The sequence below is a fragment of the Pseudonocardia sp. ZF1 genome (assembly GCF_056835605.1).
The window spans coordinates 3,046,497-3,060,786 of record NZ_JAJNBY010000001.1 but is presented as its reverse complement, the minus strand read 5'-3'; the positions used below and the strand labels follow the sequence as shown (position 1 = coordinate 3,060,786).

14 protein-coding genes are annotated in these 14,290 nt (G+C 75.6%); 9 read left to right on the top strand and 5 right to left on the bottom strand.

Going from position 1 to position 14,290, the window contains the following annotated elements:
• Positions 1–8 precede the first annotated feature (8 nt).
• The 6 genes from ZF1_RS14860 to ZF1_RS14835 all read left to right on the top strand — a co-directional run bounded on the left by ZF1_RS14860 (position 9) and on the right by ZF1_RS14835 (position 5,973).
• A complete protein-coding gene (locus tag ZF1_RS14860) occupies positions 9–2,348 on the top strand; it encodes an FUSC family protein (RefSeq protein WP_482637549.1) in 2,340 nt (779 codons plus the stop codon).
• Between the two features lie 9 nt (positions 2,349–2,357).
• Complete coding sequence (locus ZF1_RS14855; protein WP_482637548.1) at positions 2,358–3,098, top strand: enoyl-CoA hydratase; 741 nt, start codon at positions 2,358–2,360, stop codon at positions 3,096–3,098.
• 188 nt (positions 3,099–3,286) lie between these two features.
• Complete coding sequence (locus ZF1_RS14850; RefSeq protein ID WP_482637547.1) at positions 3,287–3,796, top strand: L,D-transpeptidase; 510 nt, start codon at positions 3,287–3,289, stop codon at positions 3,794–3,796.
• Positions 3,797–3,870: 74 nt separating this feature from the next.
• Positions 3,871–4,212, top strand: a complete 342-nt coding sequence (locus ZF1_RS14845) for a BlaI/MecI/CopY family transcriptional regulator (RefSeq protein ID WP_405421806.1) — start codon at positions 3,871–3,873, stop codon at positions 4,210–4,212.
• A 79-nt stretch (positions 4,213–4,291) separates the two neighbouring features.
• Entirely contained in the window at positions 4,292–5,197 is a 906-nt protein-coding gene (locus tag ZF1_RS14840; protein ID WP_482637546.1) for a M56 family metallopeptidase, read from the top strand.
• Complete coding sequence (locus ZF1_RS14835) at positions 5,194–5,973, top strand: DUF6885 family protein (protein ID WP_482637545.1); 780 nt, start codon at positions 5,194–5,196, stop codon at positions 5,971–5,973. The genes ZF1_RS14840 and ZF1_RS14835 overlap by 4 nt, the downstream gene beginning before the upstream one ends.
• 2 nt (positions 5,974–5,975) lie before the next feature.
• On the opposite strand, the gene ZF1_RS14830 is transcribed toward ZF1_RS14835, so the two are convergent.
• Positions 5,976–7,151 carry an oxygenase MpaB family protein gene (locus ZF1_RS14830; protein WP_482637544.1) on the bottom strand — a complete coding sequence of 392 codons (1,176 nt, stop codon included), beginning with the start codon at positions 7,149–7,151 and terminating at the stop codon, positions 5,976–5,978.
• Positions 7,148–7,798, bottom strand: coding sequence for a TetR/AcrR family transcriptional regulator (locus ZF1_RS14825; protein WP_482637543.1), 651 nt, complete (start codon positions 7,796–7,798; stop codon positions 7,148–7,150). The genes ZF1_RS14830 and ZF1_RS14825 overlap by 4 nt, the downstream gene beginning before the upstream one ends.
• Before the next feature lie 104 nt (positions 7,799–7,902).
• Between ZF1_RS14825 and ZF1_RS14820 the strand changes: the two genes are divergently transcribed.
• Positions 7,903–9,297: a sigma 54-interacting transcriptional regulator gene (locus tag ZF1_RS14820; RefSeq protein ID WP_482637542.1), complete on the top strand. Its 1,395-nt coding sequence runs from the start codon at positions 7,903–7,905 to the stop codon at positions 9,295–9,297.
• Positions 9,290–11,248, top strand: coding sequence for a vWA domain-containing protein (locus tag ZF1_RS14815; RefSeq protein WP_405416984.1), 1,959 nt, complete (start codon positions 9,290–9,292; stop codon positions 11,246–11,248). Before ZF1_RS14820 ends, ZF1_RS14815 begins: the two co-directional genes overlap by 8 nt.
• 82 nt (positions 11,249–11,330) lie before the next feature.
• Here the strand turns inward: ZF1_RS14815 and ZF1_RS14810 are convergent, their stop codons facing one another.
• The 3 genes from ZF1_RS14810 to ZF1_RS14800 are packed head-to-tail and all read right to left on the bottom strand — an operon-like array spanning position 11,331 to position 13,026.
• Positions 11,331–12,110, bottom strand: coding sequence for a transporter substrate-binding domain-containing protein (locus ZF1_RS14810; RefSeq protein ID WP_482637541.1), 780 nt, complete (start codon positions 12,108–12,110; stop codon positions 11,331–11,333).
• 11 nt (positions 12,111–12,121) lie between these two features.
• On the bottom strand, positions 12,122–12,805 hold the full coding sequence (locus ZF1_RS14805; protein ID WP_482637540.1) for a LysR substrate-binding domain-containing protein: 684 nt from the start codon (positions 12,803–12,805) through the stop codon (positions 12,122–12,124).
• The gene (locus ZF1_RS14800) at positions 12,691–13,026 is read right to left on the bottom strand and encodes a helix-turn-helix domain-containing protein (protein WP_482637539.1); all 336 of its coding nucleotides are present in this window, start codon (positions 13,024–13,026) and stop codon (positions 12,691–12,693) included. The genes ZF1_RS14805 and ZF1_RS14800 overlap by 115 nt, the downstream gene beginning before the upstream one ends.
• A 49-nt stretch (positions 13,027–13,075) precedes the next feature.
• Between ZF1_RS14800 and ZF1_RS14795 the strand changes: the two genes are divergently transcribed.
• A complete protein-coding gene (locus ZF1_RS14795) occupies positions 13,076–14,068 on the top strand; it encodes a bile acid:sodium symporter family protein (protein WP_482637538.1) in 993 nt (330 codons plus the stop codon).
• The last annotated feature ends 222 nt before the right edge of the window (positions 14,069–14,290 follow it).

Here is a 14,290-nt window from a genome sequence, read left to right as displayed (position 1 = left end):
CTCGCACCGTGACGGGGACGGTCGAGCGGGGGCGCCGCCTGCCGGTGCCGGCCCGGTGGGGCGAGCTGCGGACGTGGGCGGCCGCGGTCGACCCGGGCCACACCCGGCTGCACCTGGCCTCGGTCGCGACCGCGGCGATGCTGCTGGCCGCGGTCGCCGCGAGCGTGCTGCGTGCGCTGACCGGGCAGCCGGTCACGATCGTGCTGTTCTCCGTGGTGCTGGCGATGATCAGCAACCTGGCGGTGAACGAGAACGACCTGCGGCGACGGCGGGTCACCACCGCCCTGATGATCCTGCCCGCCGCGGCGTCGGCGACGGTGTCCGCGCTGCTGGCGACGGACCGGGTCGCGGCCGACGTCGTGTTCGTCCTGGTCATGATGGTCGCCGTCGCGGTCCGGCGGTACGGGCCGCGCGGGGTCGCGCTCGGCATGGCGGCGTTCATGCCGTTCTTCTTCGTGCAGTTCCTGCACGCCGGCCCCGGCGAGCTGCCGTTCCTGCTGGCCGGGGCGGTGATCGGCATCGGCAGCACCTTCCTGCTGCGCTGCCTGGTGTTCACCCGCCGCTCCGAGGCCGTGCTGGACGCGCTGTTCCGGGCGTTCGAGGCGCGGCTGCACGCGCTGCTGCTCACCGCGGTCGAGGCGGTGGAGACCACCGCCGGTGAGCCCGACCTCGACCCGCTGGTGCGTGCCCAGGCCCGGCTCAACGAGACCGCGCTGCTGGTGACCGACCGGCTCGACGACACCGACGACGACACCGACGACGGCCCCGACGGCACAGCCGGCCCCGTCGCGGGCCTGCGGCAGTGGATCATCGACTCCGAGCTCGCCACCGAACGGGTCGCCATGTCGGTCCGTCGGTCGGTCGAGCACCACGACCCGATCCCCGACGACGACCGCGCCGAACTGGCCGAGGGGCTGCGGGCCCTCGCCGCGGCCACCGCCGTCGGGACGCCCGGTGCGATCGCCGCCCGCCTCTACGACGCCGCACGGTCCGCCGTCGCCGACATCGTGGACCGGCCGGCCGGGGTCGGGCCCGCCGCGCGCGAGCAGCGCATCGGGTTCGCCGTCGTCCGGCTCGCCGACGCGATGCAGACCACCGTCGAGCAGGCCCGTCTGCGGATCGCCGAGCACCACGACACCGACCGGGAGACCGCGGGCGGCGACCCGGCACCCGAGCCCGTCCCCGCACAGCTGCCGCCGCCGGCGGGCCGGGACCGGTTCGGCGGGCTCGCGCTGCACACCCGCCAGGCCGTGCAGGTCGGCGTCGCCACCAGCCTCGCGATCGTCGTCGGCGAGCTGGTCTCCCCGGCGCGCTGGTACTGGGCGGTGATCGCCGCGTTCGTGGTGTTCGCCGGCACCGCCAGCCGCGGCGACGTCCTGAGCCGCGGCTGGGCCCGCGCGGTCGGCACCGCGGGTGGGGTCGTGGCGGGGATGCTGCTGGCGCTGCTGGTGGGCGGCAACGTCGTCGCCAGCCTGGCGCTGCTGTTCGTCTGCGTGTTCCTCGCCCTGTACCTGGTGCGGATCTCGCAGGCGATGATGGCGTTCTGGATCACCGCGGTGCTGGCCCTGCTCTACGGCGTGATCGGCCAGTTCAGCGTGCAGACCCTGGTGCTGCGGGTCGAGGAGACCGTCGTCGGCGGCGCGCTGGGCATGCTCGCCGCCTACCTGGTCCTGCCCACCCGGTCGCGCACGGCCTTCGCCGAGGCCCTCGACGACGCCCTCACCGCCGTCGACGTCTCCCTGCGCACCTCGGTCGACGCGGCGCTGGGCCGCCCCGGCGCCGGTGACCCGCTGGAGAAGGCCCGCGCCGTGGACACCGCGGTGGCCACCGTGCGGACCCGCGCGGTGCCGCTGCAGCACCCCGTCGCCCGCAGGCCGCTGCGCCGCGGGGTGCACCACACCGTGCGGGTCGTCGGCGCCGTCGACCACTACACCCGCCAGCTCGCCGCCCAGGCCGCGACCGCGTCGGTGCCCGGCTGGGCCGCGACCCTGGGCCCCGCGGCCGAGCGGGTCCGCGCCGACCTCGACGGCCTGCGCCGCATCCTCGACGACGCCTGGGGCCCCGCCGACCGGCGCGAGCACCCGAGTGGCGCGGGCCCCGCCGACTACGGCGTCGGCTCCGCGGAGGAGCTGCTCGACGCCGCCGAGGCGGACGCGGCGTCACGGACCGCCGCCGGTCCCGGTACCGAGCGGACGCGCCGGCTGACCGCGGCGCGGCTGCTCCGCCGGATCGACCAGCTCGCCGTCGGCCTGGCCCGGGAGCTGTGCGGGCAGACCTGGAGCGAGCCCGCCCCCGCCGCGCGCGGCGCCGGTCACGCGGACGGGTCCGGGGCCGCGGCGGCGGGTTAGGGTCCGGCCGTGATCTCCGTGAGCACCCACGACGACGTCGGTCTGATCGAGCTGAACCGCCCCGAGCGCCGCAACGCCCTGGACATCGCGACCTGCCGGCAGCTGGTCGACGCCGCGGCCGAGGTCCGCGCGGCCGGCGCGCGGGCGGTGGTCGTCGCCGGGAACGGGCCGGCGTTCTGCTCCGGCGCCGACTTCGGCGAGGTCTACACCGACGAGTTCCTCGACGCGCTCTACACCGGGCTGCACGCGGTCGCCGACCTGCCGATGCCGACCGTGGCCGCGGTGACCGGGCCCGCGATCGGCGGCGGGCTGCAGCTGGCCCTGGCCTGCGACCTGCGGGTCGCCGCCCCGGAGGCGGTGTTCGGGCTGCCGACCGCGCGGCTCGGTCTGGCCGTGGACCCGTGGACGATCGAGCGCCTGGTGCAGATCGCCGGCGGCGGCACGGCCCGCAGCCTGTTGCTGGCCTGCGCCACCGTCGACGCCGTCACCGCCCACGCCCGCGGTCTCGCCGACACCCTCGGCGACCGCGACGCCGCACACGCCCTGGCCCGTGACATCGCGACCATGGCCCCCCTGACCCTGGCCTACAACAAGCGTTCGGTGGACGCGTTCGGCCGTGGCGGCCATACCGACCCGGCGGTGGTCGACGGCCTCACCGCGGAGTTCCGCGGATGCTGGGCCGCGGAGGACATCGCCGAGGGGCGCGCCGCCCGCACCGAGAAGCGCGCACCGGTGTTCCGGGGCCGCTGACCGCGGGACCGGACGACGCAGCGACCGTCCGACGCTTCTCGTGCACCGCCGATCGGCGGTGTCGAACTCGCCCGTTCAGCTCAAGATCATGTTGGGCTACCGTGGGGAACCAGCCGGTCGCACTGTGCTTCCGGTCGGTCCCGACGGGCCGGGGACGTGGGGCGTGCGCCCGGCGGAGGGGCGGACGGATGCGGGCACGGGGACGGAGCCGGACCGCCGGGCTCCTCGCGGTGGGCGTCGCCCTGACCGGGGCCCTGACCGCCGGGCTCCTGGCGGGCCCCGCCCTGGCCGAGCCGTCGGAGCAGCCCGATCCCACCGACCGGCAGGTCGCCACCGGCGAGCTCGTCCCGGGCACACCGTGCACCTCCTCGGCGCGGGCCTGTGTGGATCTGGAGAGCCGCTCCACCTGGCTGTTCGACGCCGGTCGGGTCGTCGCCGGACCGGTCGCGATGCGCCCCGGCGACCCGGAGGCCCCGACGCCGACCGGGACCTTCGCCGTGCAGTGGAAGGCCGAGCAGTGGACCAGCCGGGAGCGGCTGACCCAGATGCCGTGGTCGGTGTTCTTCGCCCAGGGCGGTATCGCCTTCCACCAGGGCGACCTCTCGACCCCGTCGGCCGGCTGCGTGAAGCTCGCCGAGACCGATGCGCGCCAGTGGTTCGACCACCTGCAGGTCGGCGACCAGGTGCAGATCCACTGAGCCGCACCGCGGGTGTGAGCCATCTCCCGCAGGGGTTCTACGCGCAGTAGAAAGGTTCGCGTAGGATGACCTTCGTGACGAGTCTGGGCGAGTTGGAGCGGGCGGTCATGAACGTCCTCTGGGAGACCGACCGGGACATGACCGCCCGTGAGGTGCAGGACCAGCTCGCCGACCGCGACCTGGCCACGACGACCGTGCTCACCGTCCTCGGCCGGCTCGAGCGCAAGCAGCTGGTCCGGCGGATCCGCGACGGCCGCGCCCACCACTACCGCCCGGTGGCCAGCCGGGAGGACCACGTGGCCGAGCTGATGACCGACGCGCTCGACGACGCGTCAGACCGGGGTGCCGCCCTCGCGCGGTTCCTCGGCTCGATGTCGGAGGATGAGCGGTCGCGGTTGCGCGACCTGCTCGGCTGAGCCGCCGGCGTTCCACGAGCCCGTCCGGTCGCGGGGGTGATGCAGCGCCGCGCCGCGCGCTCCGCGACGATGTGAGGCGATGCAGCTGACCGCGCTCGGACTCGGACTGCTCGGCGTACTGCTCGCCGAGCCGGTCAGTCGTGCCCTGGCCCGGGCGCGCTGGCCCGGCCGCGACCCCGTCGGAGCGCTGCTGCTGTGGCAGGCCGTCGGGCTCGGCGGCGGGATCTCGCTGTTCGGTGCGGGGCTGGCCTACGGGCTCGCGCCGATGGGGCACAGCCTGCCCACCGCGGCGGCGGCGCTGTCGGCATCGGTGGCGGCGGGCGAGTGGCCGGACCGGATGGACCCGCTGCACGTGGGTGCCCTGTTGATCGCGCTCGGGGTGCTGGTGCGGCTGCTGTCGGTCCTGGTGATCACCACGGTGCGGACGCTGCGGGCCCGCCGTCGCCACCGCGACCTGCTCGACGTGCTCGCCACGCCGTGGCCGCACGCCTCCGGTACCCGTGTCCTCGACCATCCCGTCCCGGTCGCCTACTGCCTGCCCGGGCGCAGCTCCCGGCTCGTGGTGTCGGCGGGGGTCCTGGACACCCTCGACACCGCCGGGGTCGTCGCGGTGCTGGCCCACGAGCGGGCGCACCTGCGTGAGCGGCACGACCTGGTCGTGCTCCCCTTCGTCGCGTGGGGGGCGACGGCGCCGTTCGTGCGCGGCATGGTGCACGCCCAGCTCGCGGTGGCCCGGCTGATCGAGATGCGGGCCGACGACGTCGCCCGCAGGCTGTGCGACCCGACCGAGCTGGCGACCGCGCTCAAGGCCGTCGGCGGGTCCGCGCCGGCGGCGGCGCTGTCGTCGTTCACCGACGCGTTGGAGGCCCGCATCGACCGGATCACCGCCCCGCCCCCCGCGCTGCCCCGCGTCGTGCACGGGCTGATCCGGCTGGTCGCCCTCGCGCTGGTCGCGGTGCCGGTGTGGCTGCTGGTCGCCCCGTGAGCACTCCGGCGCCCGGCCCGGTCCGTGCGTTCCCCGGGGCGGAGGCGCTGCTGCGGGTGCACGCGGCGTCGCTGCCCCAGCCCGACCAGCTGGCCGGGCCGTTCGTCGCCCGGCTGCTCGTGGCCGCGCTGTCGTCGCTGCCGGCACCGACGGTGGCCGCCTTCGCGCACGCGGCGGGCACCCGGGTGCGGGCCGGCGACGACGTGTCGTCGCGGCCGCCCGGGGCGCCGGCGGACACCGGCTACCTGCGTGGCCTGCCGGTCGCCGCGGACGACGAGCAGGCGGGCACCCCGGTGGCCGGTCTCGGTCGTGCGGTCGAGGAGTTCTCCGGGGAGTCGCTCGCCGCGGTCCCGGCCGCGGGGGACTGGACGGCCGCGCGCCTGAGCGCGCTGCTCGACGCCGTCACCGCCGACGGCCCGGTCGGCGTGCTGGCCGCGCTGCGGACCGGGGAGCTGGTCGCCGCGGCCACCCCGGCCGCCGACCTCGACGCCGGGGTCCGGCCGGGGCCGGACTGGTCGGTCGCGCACGTCGTCGCGCTGTGGGGGCGCCGGGACGGGCCGGGCGGGCCACTGCTCGCCGTCGCCGACACCTACCCGCAGCTCGGCTCGCCGGACCTCGGGCCGGGGCTGCACCTGCAGCCGACCGACCGGGTCGCGGTGGCGCTGGGCCCCGGCGGCGGCCTGGTCCTGGTGGGGCCGGACCGGCGCCGCGACGCGCTGACCGCGGCCGTCGGGGCCGCCGGGCTGTCCCCGTGCTGGTGGGACGACCCGGCCTGACCTCAGGCGCCGTGCGTCTCGAACAGGGAAGGGCCGCCGCGGTCCTCGGCGAGCAGCGCCCGGGTGGCGGCGATGTTGCGGATCCGCGCGGCCTCCAGCGACGCCGGGCTGCGCCGGACCCACCGGCGCTGCACCGCGACCACCCGCCCCAGGACGGCGACGGCCACCTCCCAGCCGGGGCTGCGCCGCAGGCCCAGCCCGGTGGTCACCGCGGCGCCGTGGAAGCGCCGGGCCAGCGCCTGCAGCAGACGGCGTCCCTGGGGCACGGGCAGACGCAGCGGCTGCACGAGCAGCGCGGCGACGGCCCCGATCAGCGCCCCGGCCAGCGCGCGTGACTCGGGGGCCGGCGGTCCGGTGACGGCGGTGACCAGCGCGTCGAGCTCCTCGGCGTCGGCGTGCGAGGCGACGTCGCGGACCAGCTCGGGGTCGATGCCGAGCTGGTGGGCCAGCAGCTGCCAGCAGGCGTAGACCTCGGTGGTCTCGGCGGGGGTGAGCCCGAACCCGATCGTCGCCTCGGCCCGCATCGAGACGAGGGTGAAGTCAAGCCAGGTCCGGGCCAGGTCGACCTGGTTGACCGGGGTGCCGTGCACGGCCTCGTCGAGGCCGCGGTCGCGGGCGAGCACGCGCATGTGGGCGTGCAGCATGCGGACCTGCAGGGTGCCGACGTAGCCGGGGCTGCCGGGGCGCATGCCGCCGGGCAGGGTGGCGGCGAGCAGCCAGGTGCCGGTCTCGGTGAGGCGGCGCTCGGCGGACTCCACCAGCCGTCCGGTGGTGCCGAGCAGCACCGCGATCGACGGGGAGCCGTAGGTGCGCAGCAGCGCCCCGGCCGACAGGGACAGGGTGTGCACCGCGGGCGGTGCGGTGAACATGGGCCGGATCCCGGTGTCGAGGATCGCGGGGTCGGTGCCCGCGGGCACCGACTCGGCCGAGGTGAGCAGGGCCGCGACGGCGGGGGAGGGCCCGGTCAGCGAGGCGAGCCCGTCGCGGATGCCGCGCTGCAGCGCCGCGGTGAGCGCGCGGCCGTCCTCGCGGCCCGCGGCGCGGATCTCGGCGACGACGGCGTCGGCGAGCGGGTCGCCCGCGGTCCGGGCGCGCACCGCGAGGTCGGCCCGCCGGGGGCCGAAGCGGGCGGCGAGGGCATCGCGGTCGGGCGCACCGGGGGGTCGGGTGGCGGTCACGGGAACCGGTCCTCCTGGGTCTCGTGCGGGGTCTCCTGCGGGACGGCGCGGTCGTCGTGGGTGGTGAGCCCGGCTCCGGCGAGCAGCCGGGCCATCCGGGCCCGCAGCTCGGGCTCGCCCGGTGGGACGGGGGCGAACACGGCCAGCGCGGACAGCCCGAAGACCCCGGCGAACAGCTCGCGGGCCCGTTCCCGGTTCCCGACGTGGTCCTGGATGAGGTCGACCAGCGCCGCGTCGGGTTCCGCGGCGGCCGGGCCGGTGGCGGTGCCGCCGTGGCCCCGGGCGACGCGGACGCGCAGCTCCAGCATCGTCAGGAACACCGGGCGGCGGGGGCCGAGCAGGTCGACCAGGTAGGCGGTGCAGGCGTCGAGCAGGGTCAGGTCACCGGAGCGGGCCCGGCGGGTCAGCTCGCCCAGCCGTGCGACGGCGTCGTGCTCCAGCTCGACGGCGACCGCCTCCAGCAGCGTGTCGACGGTGCCGAAGTGGTAGGTCGCCGACGCGGCCGAGGCACCGGCCCGGTCCGCGACCTGGCGCAGCGTCAGCCGGTCGAAGCCGTGCGCGGTGACCACTTCGACGGCGGCCCGCACCAGCGCACGACGGGTGTCGGCGCCGCGTCGTCGGCGCCCGTCGGGGGTGGGATCGGCCATACCCGACAAACTATCTGTACAACCAGACAGATTCCAGTCCGATCCGCGGAACACGGTTCCGCGACGACGCGCTGCAGTCCGGAACCGGGCGTAGCGTGGAGATCGTGCCCGTCACACCTGACCTTCCCCGTACCGTCGGTGCGCTGCGTGCGTCCGGTCATGTACAGCGCCCCGTGAAGCACGAGATCCGCGACAACCTCCTGGTGGCCCTGCGCGAGGGCCGCGACCCCTGGCCCGGCATCGTCGGCTTCGACGACACCGTCGTCCCGCAGCTCGAGCGGGCCCTCATCGCCGGCCACGACCTCGTCCTGCTCGGTGAGCGGGGCCAGGGCAAGACCCGCCTGCTGCGGTCGCTGGCCGGCCTGCTCGACGAGTGGACCCCCGTCATCGAGGGCTCCGAGATCGGCGAGCACCCCTACGAGCCGATCGTGCCCGCCTCGATCCGGCGCGCCGCCGAGCTCGGCGACGACCTGCCGGTCGCCTGGGTGCACCGCGACCACCGCTACACCGAGAAGCTCGCGACGCCCGACACCTCGGTCGCCGACCTGATCGGCGACGTCGACCCGGTCAAGGTCGCCGAGGGCCGCTCGCTGGGCGACCCCGAGACCATCCACTTCGGGCTCGTCCCGCGGTCCCACCGCGGCATCGTCGCCATCAACGAGCTGCCCGACCTGGCCGAACGCATCCAGGTCGCACTGCTCAACGTGATGGAGGAGCGCGACATCCAGGTCCGCGGCTACACGCTGCGGCTGCCACTGGACGTGCTGCTCGTGGCCAGCGCGAACCCCGAGGACTACACCAACCGCGGGCGGATCATCACCCCGCTCAAGGACCGGTTCGGCGCCGAGGTCCGCACCCACTACCCGCTGGAGCTGGCCCCCGAGGTCGAGCTCGTCGCGCAGGAGGCCGACCTCGTCGCCGAGGTGCCGCGGCACCTGCTCGAGGTCGTCGCCCGGTTCACCCGGCACCTGCGCGACTCGTCCGCGGTCGACCAGGGGTCCGGCGTCTCGGCCCGGTTCGCCGTGGCCGCGGCCGAGACCGTCGCCGCCGCGGCGTTGCGCCGTGCCGCGCTGACCGGCGAGGAGACCCCCTACGCCCGGCCCGTCGACCTCGAGTCGGTCCCCGCGGTGCTCCGCGGCAAGATCGAGTTCGCGTCGGGGGAGGAGGGTCGCGAGGACGAGGTGCTCGAGCACCTGCTGCGCCGCGCGACCGCCGACACCGCCCGGTTCGCGCTGCGCGGGGTCGACCTCGACGAGCTGGCCGTCGCGGTCTCGACCCGCCCGGTCCGGACCGGCGAGCGGATCCCGGCGCAGGACGTCGTCGCCGCGCTGCCACAGGTCGACGCCCTCACCGAGATCGCCGCGAAGCTCGGCGCCGCGGGCACCGAGGACCCGGGCCCGATGGCCTCGGCCGCGGAGCTGGCGCTGGAGTACCTGTTCCTGACCCGCAAGCTGGCCAAGGACTCCTCCGACGACGGTGACACGGTGTCGTATGGCTGATCCCAGGCGTCGTCGCCGCCGGTACGCCTACGGCCCCTACGCGGGCGGGCCCGACCCGCTGGCGCCGCCGTACGACATCCGGGCGGCGATGGACCAGATCGGCCGCGACGTCATGGAGGGCTCCTCGCCGCGCCAGGCGCTGCAGGAGCTTCTCCGTCGCGGCCTCGACGGGCGGCGCGGGCTCGACGACCTCACCCGCCGGGTGTGGGAGCGGCGCCGGGACCTGCAGCGCGACAACCGCATCGACGGGACGCTGCAGGAGGTCCGTGAGCTGCTGCAACGTGCGCTGGACGCCGAGCGCGAGGCGCTGGGCAACGAGGACTCCGACGACGCGCGGTTCCGCGAGATGCAGCTCGACGCCCTGCCGCCCGACACCGGCGGCTCGGTGCGGGAGCTGAGCTCCTACGACTGGCGGTCCTCCGACGCCCGCGAGGCCTACCAGGAGATCCGTGACCTGCTCGGCCGGGAGCTGCTCGACCAGCGCTTCGAGGGCATGAAGCAGGCCATGCAGAACGCCACGCCGGAGGACGTCGAGCGGATCAACGCCATGCTCGACGACCTCAACGACCTGCTCGACCGGCACGCACGCGGCGAGGACACCACCGAGCAGTTCGCCGAGTTCATGGGCAAGCACGGCGAGCACTTCCCGGAGAACCCGCAGAACACCGAGGAGCTGGTCGACGCGCTCGCCGCCCGGTCCGCCGCGGCCCAGCGGATGATGAACTCGATGTCGGCCGAGCAGCGCGCCGAGCTGGCCGAGCTGGCCCAGCAGGCGTTCGGCGACCCGCGGCTGTCGCAGTCGCTGGCCCGGCTCGACGCCCAGCTGCAGGGCCTGCGCCCGGGCGAGGACTGGTCGGGGGAGGGCGACTTCCGCGGCGAGAACCCGATGGGGATGGGCGAGGCGACCCGCGCGATGGAGGAGCTGGGGCAGCTCGACGCCCTGGCCGAACAGCTCGCGCAGAGCTACCCCGGTGCGCGGATGGAGGACATCGACCTCGACGCGCTCACCGAGATGCTCGGCCCGGAGGCCGCCGCCGACGCCCGCACCCTCGCCGAGCTGGAACGCGAGCTGCAGCGTCAGGACCTGTTCCGCCGCGCCCCCGACGGCTCGCTGATGCTCTCGCCCAAGGCGCTGCGGACACTCGGGCAGTCGGTGCTGCGCGACGTCGCCGACCGGATCTCCGGGCGGCAGGGGCAGCGCGACACCCGGCGTGCCGGGGCGGCGGGCGACGCGACCGGGTCGACCCGGCCGTGGGCCTTCGGCGACACCCAGGCCTGGTCGGTGCCGCGGACGCTGCTCAACGCCCAGCTGCGCCGCGCCGGCGGCGACGACCGGGCACTCGACGTGTCCGACGTCGAGATCGTCGAGACCGAGCAGCGCACCCGGGCCGCGGTGACGCTGCTGGTCGACACGTCGTGGTCGATGGTGGCCGAGGGACGCTGGGTGCCGATGAAGCGCACCGCGCTGGCGCTGCACCAGCTCATCTCCACCCGGTTCCGCGGCGACGACCTGTCGCTGATCACCTTCGGGCGGCACGCGCAGACCGTGGACCTGGCCGAGCTGATCGGGCTGGAGGGCGTGTACATGCAGGGCACCAACCTGCACCACGCGCTGCTCCTGGCCCGGGAGCGGCTGGCCCGCCAGCCCGACGCGACACCGGTTGTCCTGGTGGTGACCGACGGCGAGCCGACCGCGCACCTGGAACCCGACGGCGAGGCGTTCTTCGACTACCCGCCCAGCCCGCACACGCTGCGGGCGACGGTGGACGGCCTGGACCGGCTGATCGGGATGGACGCGGCGTTCACGTTCTTCGTGCTCGGCGACGACCCGGGGCTGCTGTCGTTCGTGAACCGGCTCGCGCGCCGCGCCGGGGGACGGGTGGTGCAGCCCGACCTCGACGGCCTCGGCGCGGAGGTGGTCTCGGACTACCTGCGCCGCCGCACCGGCTGACCGCGCGTCCCGACAGCCACACCCGTTCACCGGCGACCACACCTGGCGTGACGGGTGTGGCCGCCCGGCAGGGGGTGTGGACTCAGCCGAGCCAGGGACGGGCGAGGCGGTTCCAGGTGCCGTCGGTGCGCGCCGTGCGCAGCCAGGTGTTCACCCGCTCGGTGAACGCCGGGTCGCCGGCCGGGGTCAGGTAGGCCTTCTCCGAGTCGGTGAACGGGGCGTCGGGGTGCACCGCGCACAGCACCCCGGGGTGCTGTGCGGCCTGCCAGCGGGTCTCGATCGCGTCGGTGACCATCAGGTCCGCGCGGCCGGCCACTATCTCGTCGAAGATCGTCGAGTTGTCCGGGTGGTCCACGATCGTCGCGCGGGTGAAGGTCGCCCGGGCGAAGCGCTCGTTGGTCCCGCCCGGGTTCACCACGACCCGGACGCCGGGGCGGTCGATGTCGGCGACCGTGCCGTAGCGGGCGACGTCGGGGCAGCGCGCGATCGGCGTCTTGCCGTCGCGCAGGTAGGGCTCGGTGAACACGGCCCGCTCCGCGCGGTCCGGGGTGACCGAGACGCCGCCGACGGCGATGTCGCAGCGCCCGGCGACGACGTCGTCGAGCAGGGTCGCCCAGGTCGTGCGGACCAGCTCCGCGCGAGCACCGAGCTCGGCGGCGAGGTCGCGGGCCATGTCGACGTCGATCCCGGACCAGGTGCCGTCCGCGGCCAGTGCGGTCAGCGGCCGGTAGTCCCCGGTGGAGCAGACCCGCAGCACGTGCGACGACGCGACCCGGTCCAGCGTCGGGGACCCCGGTGCGGCGGGCGAACCGCACCCGGCGACCAGCATCGCGAGCAGCAGGACGATCGGCAGGCGGCGCACGGCCCGGGACCCTAGCCGCCGTTCGGGGGTGTCCACGACTCCGGACGGAGGTCTGCGGTGCGGATGCTGCGGACCAGTGCCTCGGCCGGGTCGCTGTGCCGCCGCCCGTGCGCGAGCACCAGCTCGACCGGGCCCAGCTCGGGCAGCCCGGCACGGTCCCCGACGACCTCCAGCCCGTCGGGGATCAGCGTCGCGGCGTGCGCGAGCACACCCAGCCCGGCGAGGGCGGCGGCCCGCAGGCCGGACAGGCTGCCGCTGGTGCAGGCCATCCGCCACGGCCGCCCGACCGCCTCCAGGGCCCCGACGGCGGCGGTGCGCGACAGGCTCGGCGGGGGATAGGCGACGACCGGTACCGGGTCGCCGGGGCCGAGCGGAAGTCCGGGCGCCCCGACCCAGACGAAGCGGTCGCGGCGGACGACGAGCCGGCCGTCGTCGGGGCCGGGGAGGCGCTTGGCGAACATCAGGTCCAGTTCCCCGGCGTCGAGGCGGTGTTCGAGCCCGCCGGCCAGACCGACGGTCAGCTCCAGGTCGACCTCGGGGTGGCGGCGGCGGAAGTCCGCGAGCACCGCGGGCAGCCGGGTCAGGACCAGGTCCTCCGACACCCCGAACCGCACCCGGCCGTGCACCCGCGACGCCCGGAAGTGCGCCATCGCCCGGTCACCCGCGTCGAGGATGGTGGCGGCGAACTCCAGCATCGCTCGCCGTCGACGGTGAGCGACACCGAGTGGGTGTCGCGGTCGAGCAGCGGGCGGCCGACCGTCGCCTCCAGGCGCCGCACGTGCTGGCTCACGGTGGACTGGCCGACGCCGAGCGTGGCGGCGGCCCGGGTGAAGCTGCGGGCACGCGCGACGGCGGCGAAGGACCGCAGCCGGACGGGGTCGAGCACCCGGTCATCATAGATCGCGGACACAGTCATGGTGATCAGTCGGTTTCCCGATGGGCGGACGGCTTGCAGGATGTAACCCATGCGAGTCCGTCCCGATCCGTTCCTGGCCTTGCTCCTCGTGACCGTCGGCGTCGCGTCGCTGTTCCCCGCGCGCGGCGCGATGGTCGAGGTCGTCGACGTCGCCGTCACCGCCGCGATCGCCCTGCTGTTCTTCCTCTACGGCGCCCGCCTCTCCGCCGCGGAGGCGCTGGGCGGGCTGCGGAACTGGCGGCTGCACGGCACCGTCCTGGCGGCGACGTTCGTGCTGTTCCCACTGCTCGGCCTGTCGGTGCTGCTGCTGCCGGAGTGGCTGCTGCCCGCGCCGCTCGCCGCCGGCGTCGTGTTCCTGTGCTGTCTGCCGTCGACCGTGCAGTCCTCGATCGCCTTCACCGGCATCGCCCGCGGCAACGTGCCCGCCGCGATCGTCGCGGCGTCGGTGTCGAACGTGCTCGGGGTGGTCCTCACCCCTGTGCTGGCCGCGCTGCTGCTGGCCACCAGCGGCGGGTTCGACGCGTCGAGCTTCGGTGACATCGCGCTCCGCCTGCTGGTGCCCTTCCTCGCCGGGCAGGCCGCACGGCCGCTGATCGGCCGGTTCGTGGCCCGGCACAAGAAGCGTCTGTCGCTGGTGGACCGCGGGTCGATCCTGCTCGTCGTCTACGCCGCGTTCAGCGAGGGCGTCGTCGCCGGGATCTGGGGACGGCTCACCCCGGTCTCGCTGCTCGTGCTGCTCGGGATCTGCCTGCTGCTGCTCGCGCTGGCGCTCGTGGTGACCTCGCTCGGGGCCCGCGCGCTCGGTTTCGACGACGCCGACCGCATCGCGATCGTGTTCTGCGGGTCGAAGAAGTCCCTGGCCAGCGGGCTGCCGATCGCCGGTGTGCTGTTCGGCGGCCCCGCCGGGGCGCTGGTGGTGCTGCCGCTGATGCTGTTCCACCAGATCCAGCTGATGGCGTGCGCGATGATCGCCGACCGGGTCGGCCGGCGCCGCGCGGCGCTCGACACCGACCGGGCCGCCGGAGAACCATCGCGGGCGTGACGCCGACCGCCTGCCGTCTCTGCGGCGCCCCCGGTCCCGACGACGCCGGGGGACGCCGCCGTCGCGGGCTGGGTGACCGACCGCGACGAGCGCGGCCGCGACGGCCGGCTGTGCCCGGCCTGCGCACGCCGGCACGTCCGCGACATCGAGGCCAAGCTCGACGTCGAGTGGTGGTGACCGGCACCCCGTCCCGCACCGGAATCTGCGACGGACGCCGCGCGT

Excerpts from the sequence above, each read along its gene's own strand:
- ZF1_RS14815 (WP_405416984.1), top strand. The coding sequence starts at position 9,290 with ATGGCTGATCCCAGGCGTCGTCGCCGCCGGTACGCCTACGGCCCCTAC.
- ZF1_RS14825 (WP_482637543.1), bottom strand. The coding sequence starts at position 7,798 with ATGGCCGATCCCACCCCCGACGGGCGCCGACGACGCGGCGCCGACACC.
- ZF1_RS14805 (WP_482637540.1), bottom strand. The coding sequence starts at position 12,805 with ATGCTGGAGTTCGCCGCCACCATCCTCGACGCGGGTGACCGGGCGATG.
- ZF1_RS14840 (WP_482637546.1), top strand. The coding sequence starts at position 4,292 with ATGCAGCTGACCGCGCTCGGACTCGGACTGCTCGGCGTACTGCTCGCC.
- ZF1_RS14800 (WP_482637539.1), bottom strand. The coding sequence starts at position 13,026 with ATGACTGTGTCCGCGATCTATGATGACCGGGTGCTCGACCCCGTCCGG.
- ZF1_RS14795 (WP_482637538.1), top strand. The coding sequence starts at position 13,076 with ATGCGAGTCCGTCCCGATCCGTTCCTGGCCTTGCTCCTCGTGACCGTC.
- ZF1_RS14850 (WP_482637547.1), top strand. The coding sequence starts at position 3,287 with ATGCGGGCACGGGGACGGAGCCGGACCGCCGGGCTCCTCGCGGTGGGC.